This is a genomic window from Nocardioides marmoraquaticus, from assembly GCF_054777915.1.
In genome coordinates, this window is sequence record NZ_BAAHAA010000018.1 from 47,034 (window position 1) to 68,884 (window position 21,851).

Sequence of the window (21,851 nt, forward strand, 5' to 3'; positions counted from 1 at the left end):
ATGGGCTCGTGAGCGACGCTGAGAAGAAGTCCCAGGCCACCCCTCGGGCATCGGTGATCCACGAGGGCCTGCCCACCCAGCTGCCCGACATCGACCCCGACGAGACGCGCGACTGGATCGCGTCCTTCGACGCGATGCTCGACGAGCGCGGCCGCGACCGGGCCCGCTACGTCATGCTGCGGCTGCTGGAGCGGGCGCGCGAGACCAACGTCGGCGTCCCCGCGCTGCGCAGCACCGACTACATCAACACCATCCCCACCGAGCGCGAGCCGTGGTTCCCCGGTGACGAGGAGGTGGAGCGCCGCATCCGTGCGTTCATCCGCTGGAACGCCGCGGTCACCGTCTCCGACGCCAACCGCCCGGGCCTCGAGGTCGGCGGCCACATCGCCACCTACCAGTCGTCCGCGTCGCTCTACGAGGTCGGCTTCAACCACTTCTTCAAGGGCAAGGACGCCGAGGGCGGCGGCGACCAGGTCTACATCCAGGGCCACGCCTCCCCCGGCGTCTACTCCCGCGCCTTCCTCGAGGGTCGCCTCACCGAGGAGCAGCTGCACCGCTTCCGCCAGGAGGTCCAGCACGGCGCCGGCAACGGGCTGCCGTCGTACCCCCACCCGCGCCTGATGCCGGACTTCTGGGAGTTCCCGACGGTCTCCATGGGCCTGACGGCGATCAACTCGATCTATCAGGCGCGGTTTAACCGCTACCTGATGCACCGCGGCATCAAGGACACCGCCCAGCAGCACGTCTGGGCCTTCCTCGGCGACGGCGAGATGGCCGAGCCAGAGTCGCTGGGCGCCCTGCGCGTCGCCGCCCGCGAGGAGCTCGACAACCTCACCTGGGTCATCAACTGCAACCTCCAGCAGCTCGACGGCCCCGTCACCGGCAACGGCAAGATCATCCAGGAGCTGGAGTCCTACTTCCGCGGCGCCGGCTGGAACGTCATCAAGGTCATCTGGGGCCGCGCGTGGGACGACCTGCTCGCCCGCGACGTCGACGGCGTGCTCGTCAACGCCATGAACAGCACCCCCGACGGCGCCTTCCAGACGTTCACCAACGAGGACGGCGGCTACGTCCGCGAGAACTTCTTCGGCCAGGACGCCCGGCTGCGCAAGATGGTCGAGCACATGACCGACCAGCAGATCGAGAAGCTGCCGCGCGGCGGCCACGACTACCGCAAGGTCTACGCCGCCTTCGACGCCGCCAGCAAGCACGCCGGTCAGCCGACCGTCATCCTCGCCCACACCGTCAAGGGGTGGACGATCGAGGGGCTGGAGGGCAAGAACGCCAGCCACCAGATGAAGAAGCTCAAGCTCCCCGACCTCAAGAAGTTCCGCGACCGGCTCTACCTGCCGATGAGCGACAAGGAGCTCACGGAGGCCTACGAGTCGACCGGCTCTGCGCCGTTCTTCCACCCCGGCGCCGACTCCCCCGAGGTCGAGTACATGCTCGAGCGCCGCAAGGCCCTCGGCGGCTCGCTGCCGCGCCGCGTGGTGCGCGCCAAGCCGCTGAAGGTGCCCGGCGACGAGACCTACCAGGAGCTCAAGCAGGGCTCGGGCAAGGCGAAGGTCGCGACCACCATGGCCGTGGTGCGCCTGCTGCGCGACTGGATGAAGGACAAGGAGATCGGCGCCCGCCTGGTGCCGATCGCCCCCGACGAGTACCGCACCTTCGGCATGGACTCGATGTTCGCGTCCAACATGGTCTACAACCCCGCGGGCCAGCGCTACGAGTCGGTCGACCGCAAGCTGCTGCTGAAGTGGCGCGAGAGCGAGAAGGGCCAGCTGCTCCACGAGGGCATCTCCGAGGCCGGCGCGATGGCCTCGGCGACCGCGGCCGGGTCGTCGTACGCCACCCACGGCGAGGTGATGATCCCGTTCTACATCTTCTACTCGATGTTCGGCTTCCAACGCACCGGCGACTCGATCTGGGCGATGGCCGACCAGCTGGCCCGGGGCTTCCTCATCGGCGCCACCGCCGGCCGCACCACCCTGACCGGCGAGGGCCTGCAGCACGCCGACGGCCACTCCCCGCTGCTCGCCGCGAGCAACCCGGCAGTCGTGCACTACGACCCGGCGCACGCCTACGAGGTCGGCCACATCATGCAGAACGGTCTGCAGCGCATGTACACCTCGACCGAGGCGCACCCGCACGGCGAGGACGTCATCTTCTACATGACCGTCTACAACGAGCCGCTGTCGCAGCCGGCCGAGCCCGAGGGCCTCGACGTGCAGCAGCTGCTGCAGGGCATGTACAAGTTCGCCGACGCCCCTGAGGTGCCCGGCAACGGTGACGCCCCGCGCGTGCAGCTGCTGGCTTCCGGCGTCGGCTTCCCGTGGATCCAGAAGGCCCAGCAGCTGCTGGCCGAGGAGTGGGGCGTGGCTGCTGAGCTGTGGTCGGTGACCTCCTGGAACGAGCTGGCCCGCGAGGCCGTGGAGTGCGAGAAGTGGTCGCTGAACCACCCCGACTCCGAGCCGCGCACGCCGTACGTCACCCGGGCGCTCGCCGACGCGCAGGGCCCGGTGATCGCGGTCAGCGACTACCAGCGCGCCGTGCAGCTGCAGATCGCCCCCTGGGTGCCGGAGGACTACCACGCCCTCGGCACCGACGGCTTCGGTTTCGCCGACACCCGGCCGGCGGCCCGCCGCTACTTCCAGGTCGACGCCGAGAGCGTCGTGGTGCAGACGCTGCGCGCGCTCGCGCTGCGCGGCGAGGTCAAGCCGGAGGTCGCGTCCGAGGCGTTCGCGAAGTACCGCATCGACGACCCGACGGCCGTCGCCGACGTCGCCCAGGAGGGCGGGGACGCCTGAGGCGTCGCCGCTCGGGCTAGGCGCCCCGGCGTCCCGCTGCCACCGGCACCGGGGCGACCGGGGCCTCGCCGGCCTCGGCCCGGTTGAGCGGCTCGGCCGGGCCGTTGCGCAGCAGGGTGCGCCAGCGGCCGCGGTGGTACGACGCCGGGCGGGTCGCGTCGACGAACTCGCGCACGATGCGCCCGAACCGCTCGGGATGGTCCTTGTGGGGGAAGTGGCCGCTGTCCTCGATCATCTCGACGATCGCGCCGGGGGCGATCCGGGCGACGTGCTCGGCGTGCCGCGAGGGGATCACGGCGTCGTGGCGACCCCAGACGACGAGCATCGGCATGGCCTGCGTGAGGTAGGCCCGGTCGACCATGGTGATGATCTGGCCCTTGAGGTCGATGGCTCCTCGCACGACGTGGCGCACCGCCGCCCGGGCGCGCGGGTCCTTGAAGGACTCGTAGATCTCGGCGACCTCGTCGAGGTCGCGGGTGGCCTGCAGGCCGGTGCGGCTCAGCGCCCTGAGCCACGCCTTGCCGACGTGACGCACGCCGGGCAGCGTCGCGACGCCGAGCGCCTGGTGGGAGCCGGGGAGCGTGACCGCGCGGATCAGCGGCGTGACCTCCGGGCCCATGCCGCCGGGAGCGACGAGGATCATCCGCTCGGTGCGCTCGGGAAACTGGTAGGCGAACTGCATCGCCACGCCGCCGCCGAGGCTGTGGCCGACGACGGTCACCTTGTCGATGCCGAGCACGGTGAGCAGGTCGCGCATGCCGTTGGCGTAGCCGCCCACGGAGTAGTCGGCCCGGGGCTTGGCGCTGCGGCCGTGACCCAGCAGGTCGGGGGCCACGACCGTGAAGTCTCGGGCGAGGTCGGCGATCACCGGGGCCCACGTGGTGTGGTCGCAGCCCAGACCGTGCAGCAGGAGCAGCACCGGCCCGGAGCCGGCCTTGACGAAGGCGCGGTCGTGGCCGTGGATCGTCACGCGCTGGAGCTCCAGGGCGGTGTCCGGCGGCACGGGCATCGGGGCTCCTTCGGCGGCTGCTGCTGGCGTGTCGGAGAGACGGGGCGCTGAGTCAACCACGTCGCGGCGGCTCTGGTGGGGTGGGTCGACGGTACGGCGTGAAACGCGGCTCACGTACCCGGATCCCCAGGTTTGATGGGGGTGTTGTCCACGCTACGGTCCTCGGCGTGGACGAACGCCTGCTGCGCGCCGTGGCCCAGGTCGTCGAGGCGGTCACCGGGCTCGACGCCGACCAGGTCGCTGCCGGCCATGCGTTCGTCGACGACCTCGGCGTCGACTCGCTGGCCATGCTGGAGGTGCTGGAGGGCGTCAGGCTGCGACTCGGCGTGGTGGTCGACGACGAGGCCGCCGCCCAGCTGGTGCACGTGGGCGACCTGGTCGACTACCTGCACCACCACCCGCCGCTGTCCTAGACCACCTGGTGGAGCCAGCGCACCGACACGCCTTCCCCGGCGTGCCGGAACGTCTCCAGCTCATCGTCCCAGGGCTTGCCCAGGAGCCGTCCGACCTCGATCTCGAGCGTCGTCTCGCCGAGCGCCGCCTTGACCAGGGCGGCCTTGAGCCGGTCCTCGGGGATCATGATGTCGCCGTGAACGCCGGTGACGGCGTGGAAGACCCCGAGGTCGGGAGTGACGGCGTAGCGCACGCCCTCGGTGGAGGCGGTCGGGTCCTCGGTGACCTCGAGGCGCAGGTGGTTCCACCCGCGCAGGGCCGAGACGAGCGCCGCGGCGGTGCCGGTGTCGCCCACCCAGGAGTACTCCGTGCGGTAGCTCCCGGCCTGGGCGGGCTGGGGCGTCCACTCCACCTGCGGCGCGATGCCGAGGACGCCGCCGGTGGCCCACTCGATGTGCGGGCACAGCGCGGAGGGCGCGGAGTGCACGAAGAGCACGCCGCGCGTCTGGGTACGGGTCGCTGCAGTCACGATGACCTCCTAGTGCTCGGCGCGAGGTACGCCTTCCCCAGCGGACTCGCGAGCACGGTCGTCGTGTGACCTGCGGTGCAGATGTGTGGTTGTGGGTCCATTGTGACCCACAGGACCGCGACGGACCAGCGGATCGGGAGAATCCGCCCGTCGTGTCGGCCCGGCCAGACCCTGGGCGGGTGCTCAGGCCGGCTGCGCCAGGCCGAGCACGCCCGGGTCGCGGGCGGCACCCACCAGCTCCCCGGCCCACGAGCGCGGCAGTCCGGGGACGACGGTGGCGAGCACGCAGGTGATGTTGTCGCGCCCGCCGGCCGCCAGCGCCGCCTCGACCAGGGCCTCGACGGCCGCGGCGTCGTCGCGCTCGCGCACGACGGCCTCGATGACGGGCTCGGGCACCAGGTCGCTGAGCCCGTCGCTGCAGAGCAGCACGCGGTCGCCGGGGTGCAGGTCGAGCACGAGGAGGTCGCCGCGCTCGTCGGGGTCGCCGTCGAGCACCCGGGTCACCACGTGGCGCCAGGGGTGCGCGCGCGCCTCGTCGGAGCCCAGCGAGCCGGACTCCACGAGGTCCTGCACCACGGTGTGGTCACGCCCCAGCCGGACCAGGTCACCGTCACGCAGCACGTAGGCCCGGGAGTCGCCCAGCTGCAGGAGCGCGAACCGCTCGCCGTCGCCGAGCACGGCCGTCACCGTGGTCGCCATGCCCTCGCGACCGGGCGCCTGCGCGCCGAGCGACACCAGCCGCTGGCTCTCGGCGAGCGCGTCGCCGAGGGTGGCGACGGGGTCGGCGTAGGGGTGGGCGAGCGCCGCGGCCGAGACCGTCCGAGCAGCGATCACCGAGGCCACCTCGCCGCTGGCGTGGCCCCCGACGCCGTCGGCGACGAGCAGCAGCCCCGGGCCGGCGAAGCCGGAGTCCTCGTTGTGGTGGCGGACCAGGCCCACGTGGCTGGCCGCAGCGCCGACGAGGCGCATCAGGCTCGTCGGGCGGGTGGCGGGGCGGTGAGTGGAGGGGTGATGGGTGGCGGAGTGGTGGGTCACGACGGTCACCTCCTGGTGCTGGGACAACGAACCGTGGGGCCGGTTCGTTCCGCTCCAGGTTCTACGCCAGACCCCCGACAACCCGCCGTGGGCGTTGCTCGCCGGGACCGGCCTGGGCGGCCGGCACGGCCGGCAGGGTGAGCACGAAGGCCGTGCCCGGGCCGTCCTCGCGCGGTCGGGCCACGATGGTGCCCGCGTGGCGCTGGAGGACCGTGCGGCAGACCGACAGCCCGATCCCCTGCCCCTCGTACGCCGCCCCGGCGTGCGCCCGGCCGAAGACGTCGAAGACCCGGTCGTGCTCGCCCTCGGGGATGCCGATGCCGCGGTCTGCCACGACGACCTCGACCACCGGCCCGCGCGACGTCGGGAGGGTCGAGCCGGTGACGGCGATGTCGGCGACCTCGCCGGGGGCGACGTACTTGACCGCGTTGCCGAGGAGGTTGTGCAGCACCTGCCGCAGCATCGCCCGGTCACCGAGCACCGGCGGCACGTGACCGACGGTGATGCGCGGTGGGGCGCCCGTCGTGCTGCGGTGCTGCTGGGCGACCTCGTCGGTGAGCCCGGCGAGGTCGAGCGGCTCGAGCCGCGGCTGCTGGTCGCGCGAGAGCGAGCGCTCGAGCAGGTCGCTCACGAGGTGCCGCATGGTCGCGGTGGCGTCGAGGATGCGGCCGGCCGGGCCCGCGACGTCGCCGGCGGTCAGCACCGAGCGCTGGCGCGCGTCTCCGGCGAGGAGCTCGCCCCACCCCTCGACCACGCCGAGCGGGCCCTTGAGGTCGTGGGCGACGGTGCGGGCGAAGGACTCGAGCGCCTGGCGCTGCGCCCGCTCGGACGTGACGTCGTGGTAGATGACGACGGCCTGGGGGCGGCCGTCGGGGCTCGGGAAGGGCAGCCGCCGGGCGCTGACGGCGAGGTCGCGCTCGGGGAGGTGCTCCCCGAAGCTCAGCGTCAGGTCGGCGCCGACGATCTCCTCGCCGCGCAGCGCCCGGCTGAAGGGCCACTCCTCTACCGGCAGCCGCCTGCCCGTGCTGTCGCACACGTCGACCACGGTCGCGTCGACCTGGTGCCGGTCGTCGGTCCGTCGCCGCAGCAGGTCGTCGCCGGCGGGGTTCTGCAGCAGGACCCGACCCTCGGCGTCCACGAGCGTGATCCCCTCCCGCATGGAGTCGATGACGGTCGAGAGCAGCGCCGCCTGGTTGCTGGCCTCGTCGTGGGCCCGACGCAGGGTGCGGGCGAGCAGCCGCCGCTCCTCCGACGCCAGCGCGAGCAGGATGCCGACGACGAGCACCATGCCCATGAAGCACTGGGCGAGCAGCGCCTTCTCGTGGCCGGAGGCGACTGCGGCGAAGGGGCCCTGCCGCTGCAGGGTGGCCACGACCACCGCGGCGGCGATCACCAGGCTGTGCACGGTGACGATCCGGAGGCCGAAGCGGAGCCCGGCCCACACGGTGGGCACCAGCAGCGGGAAGGCCAGAGGCACGCCGGCGACCCCGGTGAAGACGACCAGGTAGAGCACCGTCGTCGTCACGACCAGCGCGGCCAGCTCGACGCCGCGCCCGGAGGTCGACTCCCCCGAGAGCCTCGACGCCGGTGGTCGTTCCTCCGGCCGGCCCAGCAGCAGGGCCGCGAGCGTCAGCACCACCAGCGCGCCCACCGCGTTGCGGCCTGCCCAGCTCACGCTGCCCACCGACGACCAGGCCATCTGGCCGAGCAGCACCATGACGAGCGTGCCGACCGACACGGCCGCGACCGACGACACGGCGGCGGCGGCGATGAGGGCGACGTAGTCGCGGAGGGTCTGCAGCGCGGCGCGGCCGCCGCCGAGCACCAGGTGCGGCACCACCCGGTGCAGCAGGGCGGCACCGACCAGCCCCTGCACGACGTTGGGCACCACGAAGGCGGCGGCGGACGACGGTGCCGCCCCCGCGCCGAGGTTGACCAGGAAGGTCGCGGCCGCCAGGGCGGCCAGCCCCGCCGGCCACCACGACCGCGGGAGCACCCCCACCAGCAGCACCGCGCCGCCGGCGGCCGGCCAGACCAGCGCCAGGGGCTCCCCCGACATCATCGTCAGGCGGCCGAGGACGCCGAGCGCGGCGTACGCGGACGTCGCTGCGACGAGGCACCACAGCACGCGGACGCCCTGGCTCGGCGAGTTCACGCCCCGGAATCTAGGGGTCCGTCCCGACACGCACAGCGGTTTCGTCGACTCGTCGGCGCCGGACCAGGAGCAAACCGGCGAATCGGGCGCACGCCTCAGGCGGTGGGCAACGGCTCCCGCGCCAGCTCGACGAGGTCGGCCACCGAGTCGACCACCCGGCTCGGCCGGTAGGGGAAGGTCTCGACCATGTGCGGCCGGGTCGACCCCGTCTGCACCAGCACCGTGCGGATCCCCGCCTCGAGCCCGCTGACGATGTCGGTGTCCATGCGGTCACCGATCATGATCGTGGTCTCGGAGTGCGCCTCGAGCCGGTTGAGCGCGCTGCGCATCATCAGCGGGTTGGGCTTGCCGACGTAATAGGGCTCGCGACCGGTCGCGCGGGTGATGAGGGCCGCGACGGAGCCGGTCGCCGGCAGCGTGCCCTGCGGGCTCGGGCCGCTCGGGTCGGGGTTGGTCGCGATGAAGCGCGCGCCCGACTCGATCAGCCGGATGGCCTTGGTGATGGCCTCGAAGGAGTAGGTGCGGGTCTCCCCCAGCACGACGTAGTCGGGATCGCGCTCGGTCATCACGTAGCCCACGTCGTGCAGCGCGTTGGTCATGCCGGCCTCGCCCACGACGTACGCCGTGCCCCGCGGCCGCTGCTCGGCGAGGAACGCTGCGGTGGCCAGGGCCGAGGTCCAGATGGCGTCCTCGGGCACGTCGATGCCGCTGCCCTCGAGCCGCGCCCGCAGGTCGCGCGGGGTGTAGATCGAGTTGTTGGTCAGCACCAGGAACCGCTTGCCGCTCTGCTTGAGCGCCTCGACGAACTCCGCCGCCCCGGGGATCGCCACCTCCTCGTGGACCAGGACGCCGTCCATGTCGGTCAGCCAGGTCTCGATCGGGCGCGGTTCGTCCATGCGGCGATCGTAGGGCGGGTGGGGCTCGAACCCACGACCCAAGGATTATGAGTCCTCTGCTCTGACCGACTGAGCTACCGCCCCTCGGGGCAGGAGCGTAGTCACGACGGGGCTATCCGAGCCGGGCCGGGTCGACCTCGACCCGCACGTGGGGCAGCTTGCGGGCGGACCGCTGGGCCTGCACGTCGTGGAGGGCCTTCGAGAGCGCGGGCCCACCGGAGCGCGGCACCCGCACGACGAGCCGCGAGGCGGGCTCGTCGGTCGGACCGGTCTCGGCGGGCACCGGGCCGAGCACCTCGGCGCCCGGCGGCAGTACGAGGGCGGCGGCGAAGGTCTCGAGGTCGTCGACGCCTGCGGTCAGGGTCGCGACGCGGCTGGCCGGCGGCAGGTGGGCGGAGGCGCGGTCGTCGATCTCGCGCCGGGCCAGGCCGCCCGGGTCCCAGCGCACCAGCGCCTGGATGCCGGGCTGGGCGCCCTCGCCGACCACGAGCACGCGCCCGCCCTCGGCCGGGGCCCGCACCAGGGCGGCGGCGTTGGCCCACCGCCGGAACGCCTCCTCCGTGGCCCGCAGGTCGGCGCGACCGAGCAGCAGCCAGGAGTCGAGCAGCACGACGGCGGCGTAGCCCCGCGACGTGGTGGGCTCCGCGCCAGGCGTGGCGACGACGACCGCGGACTCGTCGGGCACCTCGGCGAGCACGTGGTCGCCGGCCGAGGAGGTGCGCACCCGGGTGCCGGGGAGGGCACGGCCGAGCTCCTCGGCCGTGCGGGCGTCGCCGAGCACGGGGGCGCGCAGCCCGCGGTGGCCGCACTCGGGGCACTCCCACGCCGGCTCGACCGTGCCGCACCACGCGCACGCGAGCGGCCGGCGCGGACCCGCCTGCCGCAGCGGGCCGTGGCAGTGCCGGCAGGTCGCGGGGGTCCGGCAGACCTCGCACGTCAACCGGGTGGCGTAGCCGGCGCGGGGCGCCTGCACCAGCACCGGCCCACGCTGCACCGCCTCGCGCAGCTCCTTGAGGACCGAGCCGGGGATGCGCGCCCAGGCGGCAGGGTCGCGGCCCTCACCACCGGCCGCGCTCACCGCGACCCGCCGCCGCAGCTCCTCGCGCGGCAGCGCGACCTCCTCGGCCCACCGGGCGCGCAGCAGGTACTCCGCCTCCACGCTGCGCGCGTGCGCCGCCAGCAGCGCGCCGCACCCGGTCGTCTCCGCGCGCAGCAGCAGCACCTCGCGGGCGTGGGGGTACGGCGCGCGCGGCTCGTCGTGCAGGTCGTCACCGTCGTCCCAGATCGCCACCAGGCCGAGGTCGGCCACCGGGGCGAACGCCGCGGCACGGGTGCCGACCACGATCCGCACGGCGCCGCGTCGTACGGCGAGGAAGGCGCGGTAGCGCTTGGCCGGACCCGCGTCGGCGGCCAGCACGACGTGCGAGCCCTCCCCCAGCCGTGCGGTCAGTGCGGCGTCGAGCCGCGCCAGGTCGCGGGCGTCGGGGACGCAGGCCAGGGCGCCCCGACCCGTGGAGGCCGTCGCGACCAGCGCGTCGGCGAGCAGCGCCAGGCCGTCGTCGCCGGGGGCGACGGTCCACACCGCGCGGGGCGACTCCCCCGCGGCGAGACGCGCCAGCACCGGGCTGCCGTACGCCGACCAGCGCGCGAGGTCGGGGGCCGTCGGGGTCGGCGCGGGCTCCCGAGGAGGCTCCTGCTCCACCCGGGCGTGACGCGGCGGGACGGCGAGCCGCAGCACGTCGGAGCGGGTGCCGGCCCACCGCGCCGCGACCCGCTCCGTCAGCGTGGCGACGTCGGGGGCGAGCACGGGCTCGTCGCTGACCACCTTGCGCAGCGGCTGCAGCCGACCGGCGTGCTCGGTGGTCGAGTCACGGGCCAGCACGAACCCGCCGACCTCCTGCCCGGCGAAGCGCACCTTGACCCGGCATCCCGGCTGCGCGACCTCGGCCAGCGAGGCCGGGACGGCGTAGTCGAAGGGCCAGTCGAGGTGGGCGAGCGGCACGTCGACGAGCACCCGGGCTACCGGGTCGACGTCGGCCGTCGGGTCGGCCGGACGCTCCGCGGGCGGCGGCGTACGCCGCACCACCGCCCGCGCCTGCTCCGGCGCGGGCAGCAGCGCGGGCTGCTCGTCAGGGGCCCCGCTCAGACTCCGGCGACCTTCTTCAGCGCCTCGGCGCGGTCGGTGCGCTCCCAGGTGAACTCGGGCAGCTCACGACCGAAGTGGCCGTAGGCGGAGGTCAGGGCGTAGATCGGCCGCAGCAGGTCGAGGTCGCGGATGATCGCGGCGGGGCGCAGGTCGAAGACCTCGAGCACCGCCTTCTGGATCACCTCGTCGGACACGACGCCGGTGCCGAACGTCTGCACGAAGACGCCGACGGGCTGCGCCTTGCCGATCGCGTAGGCGACCTGGACCTCGGCGCGCTTGGCGAGGCCCGCGGCGACGATGTTCTTGGCGACCCAGCGCATGGCGTAGGCGGCCGAGCGGTCGACCTTCGACGGGTCCTTGCCGGAGAAGGCGCCACCGCCGTGGCGGGCCATGCCGCCGTAGGTGTCGACGATGATCTTGCGCCCGGTCAGGCCCGCGTCGCCCATGGGGCCCCCGACGGTGAAGATGCCGGTCGGGTTGACCAGCAGCCGGTAGTCGTCGGAGGGGATGTCGAAGGAGCCGAGCACCGGGGCGATGACGTGCTGCTCGATGTCGGCCTCGAGCTGGTCGAGGGAGACCTCGGCGGCGTGCTGCGTCGACAGCACCACGGTGTCGACGCGGACCGGGCGGTCCTGGTCGTCGTACTCGATGGTGACCTGGGTCTTGCCGTCGGGACGCAGGTAGGCGAGCGTGCCGTCCTTTCGGACGTCGGTGAGCCGCTCCGAGAGCCGGTGCGCGATGGTGATCGGCAGCGGCATCAGCTCGGGCGTGTCGTCGGAGGCGTAGCCGAACATCAGGCCCTGGTCGCCCGCGCCCTGCCGGTCGATCTCGTCGTCGGAGGAGCCGACGCGCGACTCGTGGCCGTGGTCGACGCCCGCCGCGATGTCGGCCGACTGCCCGCCGATGGCGACCTGCACGCCGCAGGACGCGCCGTCGAAGCCCTTGTCGGAGGAGTCGTAGCCGATCTCGAGCACCTTGGCGCGCACGAGCTCGGCCACGGGGGCGTAGGCGGTGGTGCGGACCTCGCCCGCGACCACGACGAGGCCGGTGGTCAGGAGGGTCTCGACCGCCACGCGTAGCGTGCGCGGGTCGTCGTCGTTGGCCAGCAGGTGGTCGAGGACCGTGTCGCTGATGGCGTCGGCGATCTTGTCGGGATGACCCTCGGTCACCGACTCGGAGGTGAAGAGGCGTCCGGTCACGGGAGAACTCCTGGGTAGGCGGAAGGGGCGCGCGGCGACCGAGCCTAACGCGTGCGGCGCAGCTCGATGACCTCGTCCCAGATGCGGTGCGCGAGCACCGCCTTGGTGGCCCGCGGCACCGGCACGGTGGCGCCGTCGGCCCGCAGCAGCACGGCCTCGTTGTCGTCGGCGCCGAACACGGCGCCGCCGGAGACGTCGTTGAGCACCAGCAGGTCGCACCCCTTGCGGGCGAGCTTGGCGCGGGCGTGGTGGAGCACGTCGCCCGCGGCGTCGCCCGTCTCGGCGGCGAAGCCGACGACGACCTGGCCCGGGGCCCGCTCGGCGACGAGCCCGGCCAGGATGTCGGGGTTCTGCACCAGCTCGACGGGCACGGCGGTGCCGTCGGGACGCTTCTTGATCTTCGACTGCGCCTGCTCGGCCGGGCGGAAGTCGGCCGGCGCGGCCGCCATCACCACGACGTCGGCCCCGCTCGCTGCGGCACGCACCTGCTCCTGCAGCTCGGCGGTCGTCTCCACGCGTACGACGCCCACGCCGGCCGGGTCGGTGAGCGTGCTGTTGGCGGCCACCAGCGTCACTGCCGCGCCGCGGGCCGCGGCCGTGCGGGCGAGCGCGAAGCCCTGGCGGCCGGACGAGCGGTTGCCGAGGTAGCGGACGGGGTCGAGGTGCTCGCGGGTGCCGCCGGCGGAGACGACCACGCGCAGGCCCGTGAGGTCCTGCGGGGCGCCGCCACGGGCGAGCACGTCGACGGCGGCGAGGAAGATCTCCTCGGGGTCGGGGAGGCGACCCTTGCCGGTGTCGGCCCCCGTCAGCCGGCCGTCGGCCGGCTCGAGCACGACGGTGCCGCGCTCGCGCAGGGTAGCGACGTTGGCGCGGGTGGCCGGGTGCTCCCACATCTCGGTGTGCATGGCCGGGGCGACGACGACCGGGCACCGGGCGGTCAGCAGGGTGCTGGTGAGCAGGTCGTCGGCCTGGCCGTGGGCGGCCTTGGCCAGCAGGTCGGCGGTGGCGGGGGCGACGACGACGAGGTCTGCCCGCTGGCCGAGGCGCACGTGGGGCACCTCGTGCACGTCGGTCCACACGTCGTCGGCGACCGGCTTGCCCGACAGCGCGGCCCAGGTGGGGGCGCCGACGAACCGCAGCGCCGCCGCGGTCGGCACGACGGTTACGTCGTGGCCCGACTCGGTCAGGCGCCGCAGCAGCTCGCAGGCCTTGTAGGCCGCGATGCCGCCGGTGACCCCCAAGACGACCCGGGGACGGTCGCCCGTCAGCTCACTGCTCCGGGGCGGGGGGCTGCTCGGCGGCCTGCTCGGCCGCAGCGGCGGCGATCGCCTCGGCGGCGGCCTGCTCGGGGTCGACGGCCTCGCAGGTCAGCAGGTCGTCGTTGATCTCGCGCAGCGCGATCGACAGCGGCTTCTCCTGCACGTGCGTGTCGACCAGGGGTCCGACGTACTCGAGCAGGCCCTCGCCGAGCTGGGAGTAGTAGGCGTTGATCTGTCGGGCCCGCTTGGCGCTGTAGAGCACCAGCTGGTACTTCGAGTCGGTCTTGGTGAGCAGGTCGTCGATCGGGGGGTTGGTGATGCCCTCGGCGACGGGACCGGACGCGGTCATGAGACCTCTTCTGTGCTGGGGACTGAGGACGGCGACGGGCGGCTCGGCCGGCTGGGCCCGCTCAGGCACCGTCGTGAACCATCAACTCTACCAACCGCTCGCCCGCCTCGGCGATTCGTCGGTTGACGATGGTGACGTCGAACTCCTGCTCGGCGGCGAGCTCCTCGTGGGCGGTGCGGAGCCGACGCTCCCGCTCGGCCTGCGTCTCGGTGCCGCGCCCCACCAGCCGGCGCTCCAGCTCGGCGAACGACGGCGGGGCCAGGAAGACGAACCGCGCCTGCGGCATCCGCTCGCGCACCTGGCGCGCCCCCTGCAGGTCGATCTCGAGCAGGGCGGGGCGCTCCCCGGCCAGCGCGCGGTCGACGGGGCCGCGCGGCGTGCCGTAGCGGTGGCGGCCGTGGACGACCGCCCACTCGAGCAGCTCGTCGGCGGCGACCATGCGGTCGAACTCCGCCTCGTCGACGAAGTGGTAGTGCACGCCGTCCACCTCGCCCGGACGGGGGCTGCGGGTGGTGGCGGAGACCGAGACCCAGACCTCGGGGTGGTGCTCGCGGACCCAGGCGGTGACGGTGCCCTTGCCGACCGCGGTGGGGCCCGCGAGGACCGTCAGCCGAGGTGTCACTCGGCGGCGAACTCCTCGATGAGCGCCTGGACCTGCTTGGCGCCGAGCCCGCGCACGCGACGGCTCTCGGAGATCTTCAGCCGCTCCATGACCTGCTTCGCGCGGACCTTGCCGATGCCGGGCATCGACTGCAGCAGCTCGCTGACCCGCATCTTGCCGACGACCTCGTTGGTCTGCCCCTCGGCGACCACGTCGGCGAGGGAGGCGCCGGAGTGCTTGAGACGGTTCTTGACCTCGGCGCGCTCCCGGCGGGATGCGGCGGCCTTCTCCAGCGCTGCCTGGCGCTGCTCGGGTGTGAGGGGCGGCAATGCCACGGGGTTCGATCCTCTGCATCCGGCTCCGCGGAGCCTGTCGTGGTCGGCAGGAGACTGAACAGTAACCAGGCCGTGAGACGCCCTGCAACGCGGGTCAGACCACTGGGCTACCCCGAAAGAGATTCGTCACACGCCCCATTTCCGGGCCCGCGTGACTCACAGCCCCAGGTTGATCTTGCACACGTCGCGGGCCTGCGTCTCGATGCCGGAGGCGGCGGCCACGACGTCGGGGTCGGCGATGCGACCGGCGGCCTCGACCACCGCGCGCCGCTCCGTGCCGGACAGCGAGTCGGGGGGCTCGCCGTCCTGGAAGTCGCCGGGGTCGACGCCGGCCTCGTCGAGCGCCGTGCGCAGCCCCTGCAGGGCCGCGACCAGGGTGTCCCACTCGTCGCGAAGGTCGCGTGGCGCCTCGTCGCGCAGCTCGTCGAAGAGAGCGACGTTGCCGAGCAGCTCCGCGGGGTCGCCCGAGCCGACGATCTCGGAGAGCCTCGCGCGGTCCTCGGTCAGCCGGGCGCAGTAGTCGTCGACCGACGGCTCTCCCCCGCACGCCGCGACCACCAGCAGCCCGACGCCGGCCAGGGCGGCGCGCAGCCGCCTCACGGGCGGCCCACCAGGGCGGCCAGGTCGTCGCTCGTGCGGCGCGCCGCCACGACGAGGGCGTCGGGTCCCGGGCCCGCCCCGAGCACCTCGCGCGAGCTCGAGGCCAGCACCCGGTCGAGCACGCCGTCGAAGAGTCGACGCAGGTCGTCGGGGGTGCCGCCCTGCGCGCCGAGCCCCGGCACCAGCAGCGGACCGCCGACGTCGAGGTCCTCGTCGGTGCGCCCGATGGTCGCGCCCACGACGGCCCCGAGGCTGCCCGCCGGCGCGGTGCCGGCGTTGCGCTCGCGCAGGGCCGCGAGCACGGCACCGGCGACCGTGGGGCCGGCCGCCGTGACGGCCTGCTGGAACGGCGGGGCCTCCGGGTTGGAGGTCAGCGCGAGGACGAAGACCCCGCCGCCGTGACGCTCGGCGGTGGCGAAGAACGGCTCGAGACTGCCGACCCCGAGGTAGGGCGAGACCGTCACCGCGTCGGCGGCGAGGGACGACGCGGGGTCGAGGTAGGCGTCGGCGTACCCCTGGGCGGTGGTGCCGATGTCGCCGCGCTTGACGTCGACCACGCTCAGGGCGCCCGCCTCGCGGCACACCGCGAGCACCTCCTCGAGCACGGCCACGCCCCGCGAGCCGAAGCGCTCGAAGAACGCCGACTGCGGCTTGACGGCCGCCACCTCGGGGGCGAGCGCCTCCGCGGCGGTCAGGGCGAAGCGCCGCAGCCCGCCGACGTCGTCGGGCAGCCCCCACGCCGCGAGCAGCGACGCGTGCGGGTCGATGCCGGCGCACAGCGGTCCGCGCGCCGCCATCGCCTCGCGCAGCCGCGCGCCGAACGGGCTCATGCGCGCGACCGTGCCAGCTCGCGGTTGATGCGGGCCGGCCACAGCGGGCCCTCGTAGACGAAGGCGGTGTAGGCCTGCAGCAGGTCGGCACCGGCGTCGAGCCGGGCCTGCGCGTCGGCCGCGGTCGTGATGCCACCGACCCCGACGAGCGTGGGCTCGGGCCCGAGCCGCCCCCGCAGCAGCCGGAGCTCCTCGAGGGCCCGCTCGCGCACCGGCGGGCCGGACAGGCCGCCGCCGCCCGCGGCCTCGACCTGCGCGGCGCTGCTGCGCAGGCCGTCGCGGCCGATGGTGGTGTTGGTGGCCACCACGCCGTCGAGGCCGAGGGCCCGTGCCAGGTCGGCGACCGCGAGCACGTCGTCGTCGGAGAGGTCGGGCGCGATCTTGACCAGCAGCGGCACGTGCGCGTTGGTCACGTCGTCGGCGCGGCGTCGTACGGCGCGCAGCAGCGGCTCGAGCCTGGCCACGGCCTGCAGGTCGCGCAGGCCCGGGGTGTTGGGCGAGGACACGTTGACCACGAGGTAGTCGGCCCACGGCGCCAGCAGCGAGGTGCTGCGCAGGTAGTCGTCGACCGCCTGCTCCTCGGGCACGGCCTTCGACTTGCCGATGTTGATGCCCAGGGGCACGTCGGCGTCGCCGCGACCGGTGCGGTCGAGGCCGCGCGCCGCGAGCCGGCGGGCGACCACCTCGGCACCGTCGTTGTTGAAGCCCATCCGGTTGACGATGGCGCGGTCGGCGGGCAGCCGCGCCAGGCGCGGGCGGGGGTTGCCCGGCTGCGCCTGACCGGTCACGGTGCCGACCTCGACGAAGCCGAAGCCGAGCGAGGCGAGCGCGTCGACCCCGACGGCGTTCTTGTCGAAGCCGGCGGCCAGGCCCATCACCGCCGGGAACCGCAGCCCCATGACCTCGACCGGGTCGCCGCCTCGGTCGAGGCGACGCCGGGCCGCCGCCAGCGCGTGGGTCGCCGGACGGGCGCGACGGATCGCGGTGAAGGCGGCGTGGTGCGCCCGCTCGGCGTCGGTGCGGGTCAGCACCCGCTCGAAGAGCTGGTGGTAGAGCGTCACCGGCCGGCCCCGGACCGAGCGGCCCAGTCCTGCAGGGACCGGACCCCGATGTCGGCCGCCCGGGTCGCCTCGATGCCCTGCACCGCGGCACCGAGCCCCTGCACCGTCGTGATGCACACGACGTTGCTGCGGATCGCCGCGGACCGGATCTCGTAGCCGTCGAGGCGGGGCGAGGCTCCCCCGGACCCGGTGCCGTGGGGCGTGTTGACGATGAGGTCAACCTCGCCGTCGAGGATGCGGCCCACGATGGTGCGCTCGCCGTCGGCGTCGCCCTCGCTGTGCTTGCGGACGACCGTCGCCTCGACGCCGTTGCGGCGCAGCACCTCGGCGGTGCCGGCGGTGGCGAGCACCTCGAAGCCGAGGTCGGCCAGCCGCTTGACCGGGAAGATCATGGTGCGCTTGTCGCGGTTGGCCATGGACACGAAGACCGTGCCCGACTGCGGGAGGGCGCCGTACGTCGCGGTCTGTGCCTTGGCGAAGGCGGTGCCGAACTGGGCGTCGAAGCCCATCACCTCGCCGGTCGAGCGCATCTCGGGCCCGAGCACGGTGTCGACGTTGTGACCCTCGACGGTGCGGAACCGGTTGAAGGGCATCACCGCCTCCTTGACCGCGATGGGCGCGTCGGGGGCCAGGTCGCCGCCGTCGCCCTCGGCCGGCAGCACGCCCGCGGCGCGCAGGTCGGCGATGCTCTCGCCCAGCATCACGCGAGCCGCGGCCTTGGCCAGCGGCACCGCCGTGGCCTTGGAGACGAACGGCACGGTGCGGCTGGCGCGTGGGTTGGCCTCGAGGACGTAGAGCACGTCGGAGCCGAGCGCGAACTGGATGTTGATCAGCCCACGCACCCCGACGCCGCGGGCGATGGCCTCGGTCGCCGCGCGGATGCGGTCGATCTCCTCGTGGCCCAGCGTGATCGGCGGCAGCGCGCAGGAGGAGTCGCCGGAGTGGATGCCGGCCTCCTCGATGTGCTCCATCACGCCGCCGAGGAACAGGTCGGCGCCGTCGTAGAGCGCGTCGACGTCGATCTCGACCGCGTCGTCGATGAACCGGTCGACCAGCACCGGTCGGTCGGGACCGATCTCGGTGGCGGCCTCGATGTAGGTCTTCAGCGACTCGTCGCCGTAGACGATCTCCATCCCGCGCCCGCCCAGCACGTAGGACGGCCGCACCAGCACCGGGTAGCCGATCGACTCGGCGATGCGCCGGGCCTCGTCGTACGTCGTGGCGGTGCCGTGCAGCGGCGCGGTCAGCCCGGCCTCGGCGAGCACGCGACCGAAGGCGCCGCGCTCCTCGGCGAGGTCGATGGCCGCCGGCGGCGTGCCGACGATCGGGACGCCGGCGTCCTCGAGCCCCTGGGCGAGCCCGAGCGGGGTCTGGCCACCCAGCTGGCAGATCACGCCCGCGACGGGCCCGGCCTGGCGCTCGGCGTGCACCACCTCGAGGACGTCCTCGAGCGTGAGCGGCTCGAAGTAGAGCCGGTCGGAGGTGTCGTAGTCGGTCGAGACCGTCTCGGGGTTGCAGTTGACCATGACGGTCTCGTACGGCGCCCCACCCTTCGACGCGCTCAGCGCGAGGCTGGCGTGCACGCAGGAGTAGTCGAACTCGATGCCCTGGCCGATCCGGTTGGGCCCCGAGCCGAGGATGATCACCGCCGGCAGCTCGCGCGGCGCGACCTCGGTCTCCTCGTCGTAGGAGGAGTAGTGGTAGGGCGTGCGGGCGGCGAACTCGGCCGCGCAGGTGTCGACGGTCTTGTAGACGGGCCGCACCCCCAGCGCGTGGCGGACGCCGCGCACGACGTCCTCCTTCATGTCGCGCATCTTGCCCAGCTGGACGTCGGAGAAGCCGTGGCGCTTGGCCAGCCGCAGCAGGGCCGGCGTGAGCTCGGGGGCCTCGATGACCTCCTGGGCGATCTCGTTGACCAGCAGCAGCTGGTCGACGAACCACGGGTCGATGCCGGTCGCGTCGTGGACCTCCTGCGGCGTCGCACCGGCGCGCAGGGCGTCCATCACCAGCCGGAGCCGGCCGTCGTGCGGCACCGAGGCGCGGGCGAGCAGGTCGTCCTTGTCGAGGTCGACGAAGCGGTGGCTCCAGTCGAAGGCGGCGTCCTTGCGCTCGAGGCTGCGCAGCGCCTTCTGCAGCGCCTCGGTGAAGCTGCGGCCGATCGCCATGGCCTCGCCGACCGACTTCATGTGCGTGGTCAGGCGCGGGTCGGCGGCGGGGAACTTCTCGAAGGCGAACCGCGGGACCTTGACCACGACGTAGTCGAGGCTCGGCTCGAAGGAGGCCGGCGTGCCGAAGCCCGACCCCGAGGTGATGTCGTTGGGGATCTCGTCGAGGGTGTAGCCGACGGCGACCTTGGCAGCGATCTTGGCGATCGGGAAGCCCGTCGCCTTGGAGGCCAGCGCGCTGGAGCGCGAGACCCGCGGGTTCATCTCGATGACCACGACGCGACCGTCGGCCGGGTTGACCGCGAACTGGATGTTGCAGCCACCGGTGTCGACGCCGACCGAGCGGATGATGCCGATGGAGAGGTCGCGCAGGTGCTGGTACTCGCGGTCGGTCAGCGTCATCGCCGGCGCGACGGTGATTGAGTCGCCGGTGTGCACGCCCATCGGGTCGAGGTTCTCGATCGAGCAGACGATGACGACGTTGTCGGCCTGGTCGCGCATCACCTCCAGCTCGTACTCCTTCCAGCCGAGGATCGACTCCTCGAGGAGCACCTCGGTGGTGGGGCTGGCGGCGAGGCCGGCACCGGCGATGCGGCGCAGGTCGGCCTCGTCGTGGGCCATGCCCGAGCCGGCGCCGCCCATGGTGAAGCTGGGGCGCACGACCACCGGGTAGCCGAGCGTCCCGGGCGCGGCCAGGGCGGTCTCCAGCGCGTGGCGCTCCTTCTCGGCTTTCGTGGCGCCCGGGCCCAGCGCCTCGCCGTTGCAGATGACCGAGCGGGCGACCTCGCCGCCGAGCTCCTCGACGATCTGCTTGAACGACTCGCGGTTCTCGCCGCGGTTGATGGCCTCGATGCTGGCGCCGATCAGCTCGACGCCGTACTTCTCCAGCACGCCGGCGGCGTCGAGCGCCATCGCGGTGTTGAGCGCCGTCTGGCCGCCCAGCGTCGCGAGCAGCGCGTCGGGGCGCTCCTTCTCGATGACCTTCTCGACGTACTCGGCGGTGATGGGCTCGACGTACGTCGCGTCGGCGAACTCGGGGTCGGTCATGATCGTCGCCGGGTTGGAGTTGACCAGGACGACCCGCAGGCCCTCCTCCTTGAGCACCCGGCACGCCTGGGTGCCGGAGTAGTCGAACTCGCAGGCCTGGCCGATGACGATCGGCCCGGAGCCGATGACAAGGACGCTCTGGATGTCGGTGCGCTTGGGCATCAGGCAGTCCCCTCGTCGGTCGAGCCTCTCGAGACCACCCGGTCGCGACCCTCGTCGGTCGAGCCTGTCGAGACCACCCGGTCGCGACCCTCGTCGGTCGAGCCTGTCGAGACCATGAGGTCGCGGAAGCGGTCGAAGAGGTACGCCGCGTCGTGCGGGCCGGCGGCGGCCTCGGGGTGGTACTGCACGGAGAAGGCCTTGAGGCGGCCGCCGGCGTCGCGGAGCTCGAGGCCCTCGACCACGTCGTCGTTGAGGCAGACGTGGCTGACGGTGGCCTCGCCGTACGGCGTGGTGGTGGCGCCCTCGAGCGGGGCGTCGACGGCGAAGCCGTGGTTGTGGGCGGTGACCTCGACCTTGCCGGTGGTGCGGTCCATCACCGGCTGGTTGATGCCGCGGTGGCCGTACTTGAGCTTGTAGGTGCCGAAGCCGAGCGCGCGGCCGAAGAGCTGGTTGCCGAAGCAGATGCCGAAGTAGGGGATGCCCTGCTCCAGCGCCCCCTGCAGCAGCTCGACCTGCGCGGTCGTCGCGGCCGGGTCGCCTGGCCCGTTGGAGAAGAACAGCCCGTCGGGCTGCACCGCGAGCACGTCGTCGAAGGAGGCGGTCGCCGGCAGCACGTGCGACTCGATGCCGCGCTCGGCCATCATGCGCGGGGTGTTGGCCTTGAGCCCGAGGTCGAGCACCGCGACGCGGAAGCGGGGACCCTCGTCGGTCGAGCCCGTCGGGACCGCGGGGACGACGTACGCCTCGGGGGTGGTGACCTCGTCGGCCAGCTCGGTGCCGGCCATCTCGCCGCTCTCGCGGACCCGGGCGAGCAGCGCCTCGGGGTCGGTCTCGGTCGTGGAGATGCCGACGCGCATCGCGCCGCGCTCGCGCAGGTGACGGGTCAGCGCCCGGGTGTCGACGCCGCTGATGCCGACGACGCCCTGCTCGCGCAGCGCCTCGTCGAGCGGGCGCACCGAGCGCCAGTTGCTCGGGATGCGGGCGGGGTCGCGCACGACGTAGCCGCTGACCCAGATGCGGCGCGACTCGGGGTCCTCGTCGTTCATGCCGGTGTTGCCGACGTGCGGCGCGGTCATGACGACCACCTGACGGTGGTAGGACGGGTCGGTCAGCGTCTCCTGGTAGCCGGTCATGCCGGTGGAGAACACCGCCTCGCCGAAGGTCTCCCCGGCGGCGCCGTACGCCTCGCCGTGGAAGGTGCGACCGTCCTCGAGGACCAGGATCGCCGGGCTTGCGCTACGGGCATGCAGTGGCACGCCGTACCTCCTTCTCC

The 21,851-nt window shown here is 73.5% G+C and carries 18 protein-coding genes and 1 tRNA gene; 2 read left to right on the top strand and 17 right to left on the bottom strand.

Going from position 1 to position 21,851, the window contains the following annotated elements; all coding sequences use genetic code 11:
- Positions 1-8 precede the first annotated feature (8 nt).
- On the top strand, positions 9-2,807 hold the full coding sequence (aceE, locus tag ACYU8I_RS13720; protein WP_460841755.1) for a pyruvate dehydrogenase (acetyl-transferring), homodimeric type: 2,799 nt from the start codon (positions 9-11) through the stop codon (positions 2,805-2,807).
- A gap of 16 nt (positions 2,808-2,823) precedes the next feature.
- Here the strand turns inward: aceE and ACYU8I_RS13725 are convergent, their stop codons facing one another.
- Positions 2,824-3,816, bottom strand: a complete 993-nt coding sequence (locus ACYU8I_RS13725; protein ID WP_460841757.1) for an alpha/beta fold hydrolase — start codon at positions 3,814-3,816, stop codon at positions 2,824-2,826.
- Positions 3,817-3,983: 167 nt separating this feature from the next.
- Between ACYU8I_RS13725 and ACYU8I_RS13730 the strand changes: the two genes are divergently transcribed.
- Positions 3,984-4,229 (top strand): phosphopantetheine-binding protein, encoded by a 246-nt coding sequence (locus ACYU8I_RS13730; protein WP_460841759.1) that lies wholly within the window; start codon positions 3,984-3,986, stop codon positions 4,227-4,229.
- Here ACYU8I_RS13730 and ACYU8I_RS13735 read toward each other — a convergent pair.
- The 16 genes from ACYU8I_RS13735 to carA form a co-directional block, all read right to left on the bottom strand.
- Positions 4,226-4,738, bottom strand: a complete 513-nt coding sequence (locus ACYU8I_RS13735) for a DUF3145 domain-containing protein (RefSeq protein WP_460841761.1) — start codon at positions 4,736-4,738, stop codon at positions 4,226-4,228. The genes ACYU8I_RS13730 and ACYU8I_RS13735 overlap by 4 nt on opposite strands.
- A 183-nt stretch (positions 4,739-4,921) precedes the next feature.
- On the bottom strand, positions 4,922-5,773 hold the full coding sequence (locus ACYU8I_RS13740) for a PP2C family protein-serine/threonine phosphatase (protein WP_460841763.1): 852 nt from the start codon (positions 5,771-5,773) through the stop codon (positions 4,922-4,924).
- A 61-nt stretch (positions 5,774-5,834) separates the two neighbouring features.
- Complete coding sequence (locus ACYU8I_RS13745; RefSeq protein WP_460841765.1) at positions 5,835-7,928, bottom strand: ATP-binding protein; 2,094 nt, start codon at positions 7,926-7,928, stop codon at positions 5,835-5,837.
- Between the two features lie 95 nt (positions 7,929-8,023).
- Complete coding sequence (locus ACYU8I_RS13750) at positions 8,024-8,824, bottom strand: HAD-IIA family hydrolase (protein ID WP_460841767.1); 801 nt, start codon at positions 8,822-8,824, stop codon at positions 8,024-8,026.
- Positions 8,825-8,834: 10 nt separating this feature from the next.
- Positions 8,835-8,908 (bottom strand) — tRNA-Ile (locus tag ACYU8I_RS13755).
- Between the two features lie 28 nt (positions 8,909-8,936).
- A complete protein-coding gene (locus ACYU8I_RS13760; protein WP_460841769.1) occupies positions 8,937-10,910 on the bottom strand; it encodes a primosomal protein N' in 1,974 nt (657 codons plus the stop codon).
- 56 nt (positions 10,911-10,966) lie between these two features.
- Positions 10,967-12,169 (bottom strand): methionine adenosyltransferase, encoded by a 1,203-nt coding sequence (gene metK, locus ACYU8I_RS13765; protein ID WP_460841771.1) that lies wholly within the window; start codon positions 12,167-12,169, stop codon positions 10,967-10,969.
- 44 nt (positions 12,170-12,213) lie between these two features.
- The gene (gene coaBC, locus ACYU8I_RS13770; RefSeq protein WP_460841823.1) at positions 12,214-13,437 is read right to left on the bottom strand and encodes a bifunctional phosphopantothenoylcysteine decarboxylase/phosphopantothenate--cysteine ligase CoaBC; all 1,224 of its coding nucleotides are present in this window, start codon (positions 13,435-13,437) and stop codon (positions 12,214-12,216) included.
- 1 nt (position 13,438) lies between these two features.
- Positions 13,439-13,777, bottom strand: coding sequence for a DNA-directed RNA polymerase subunit omega (gene rpoZ, locus ACYU8I_RS13775; protein WP_460841772.1), 339 nt, complete (start codon positions 13,775-13,777; stop codon positions 13,439-13,441).
- Positions 13,778-13,838: 61 nt separating this feature from the next.
- Entirely contained in the window at positions 13,839-14,399 is a 561-nt protein-coding gene (gene gmk / locus ACYU8I_RS13780; RefSeq protein WP_460841774.1) for a guanylate kinase, read from the bottom strand.
- The gene (gene mihF, locus ACYU8I_RS13785; RefSeq protein WP_460841776.1) at positions 14,396-14,713 is read right to left on the bottom strand and encodes an integration host factor, actinobacterial type; all 318 of its coding nucleotides are present in this window, start codon (positions 14,711-14,713) and stop codon (positions 14,396-14,398) included. The genes gmk and mihF overlap by 4 nt, the downstream gene beginning before the upstream one ends.
- Before the next feature lie 156 nt (positions 14,714-14,869).
- Entirely contained in the window at positions 14,870-15,313 is a 444-nt protein-coding gene (locus ACYU8I_RS13790) for a hypothetical protein (RefSeq protein WP_460841779.1), read from the bottom strand.
- Positions 15,310-16,143: an orotidine-5'-phosphate decarboxylase gene (pyrF, locus tag ACYU8I_RS13795; RefSeq protein WP_460841782.1), complete on the bottom strand. Its 834-nt coding sequence runs from the start codon at positions 16,141-16,143 to the stop codon at positions 15,310-15,312. The genes ACYU8I_RS13790 and pyrF overlap by 4 nt, the downstream gene beginning before the upstream one ends.
- Complete coding sequence (locus tag ACYU8I_RS13800) at positions 16,140-17,204, bottom strand: quinone-dependent dihydroorotate dehydrogenase (protein ID WP_460841784.1); 1,065 nt, start codon at positions 17,202-17,204, stop codon at positions 16,140-16,142. The genes pyrF and ACYU8I_RS13800 overlap by 4 nt, the downstream gene beginning before the upstream one ends.
- The gene (gene carB, locus ACYU8I_RS13805; RefSeq protein ID WP_460841787.1) at positions 17,201-20,578 is read right to left on the bottom strand and encodes a carbamoyl-phosphate synthase large subunit; all 3,378 of its coding nucleotides are present in this window, start codon (positions 20,576-20,578) and stop codon (positions 17,201-17,203) included. Before carB ends, ACYU8I_RS13800 begins: the two co-directional genes overlap by 4 nt.
- A complete protein-coding gene (gene carA, locus ACYU8I_RS13810; protein WP_460841826.1) occupies positions 20,578-21,828 on the bottom strand; it encodes a glutamine-hydrolyzing carbamoyl-phosphate synthase small subunit in 1,251 nt (416 codons plus the stop codon). The genes carB and carA overlap by 1 nt, the downstream gene beginning before the upstream one ends.
- Between the last annotated feature and the right edge of the window lie 23 nt (positions 21,829-21,851).

Coding starts and splice junctions, on each gene's coding strand:
- ACYU8I_RS13725 (WP_460841757.1), bottom strand. CDS start 3,816: ATGCCCGTGCCGCCGGACACCGCCCTGGAGCTCCAGCGCGTGACGATC.
- ACYU8I_RS13750 (WP_460841767.1), bottom strand. CDS start 8,824: ATGGACGAACCGCGCCCGATCGAGACCTGGCTGACCGACATGGACGGC.
- pyrF (WP_460841782.1), bottom strand. CDS start 16,143: ATGAGCCCGTTCGGCGCGCGGCTGCGCGAGGCGATGGCGGCGCGCGGA.
- carB (WP_460841787.1), bottom strand. CDS start 20,578: ATGCCCAAGCGCACCGACATCCAGAGCGTCCTTGTCATCGGCTCCGGG.
- rpoZ (WP_460841772.1), bottom strand. CDS start 13,777: ATGACCGCGTCCGGTCCCGTCGCCGAGGGCATCACCAACCCCCCGATC.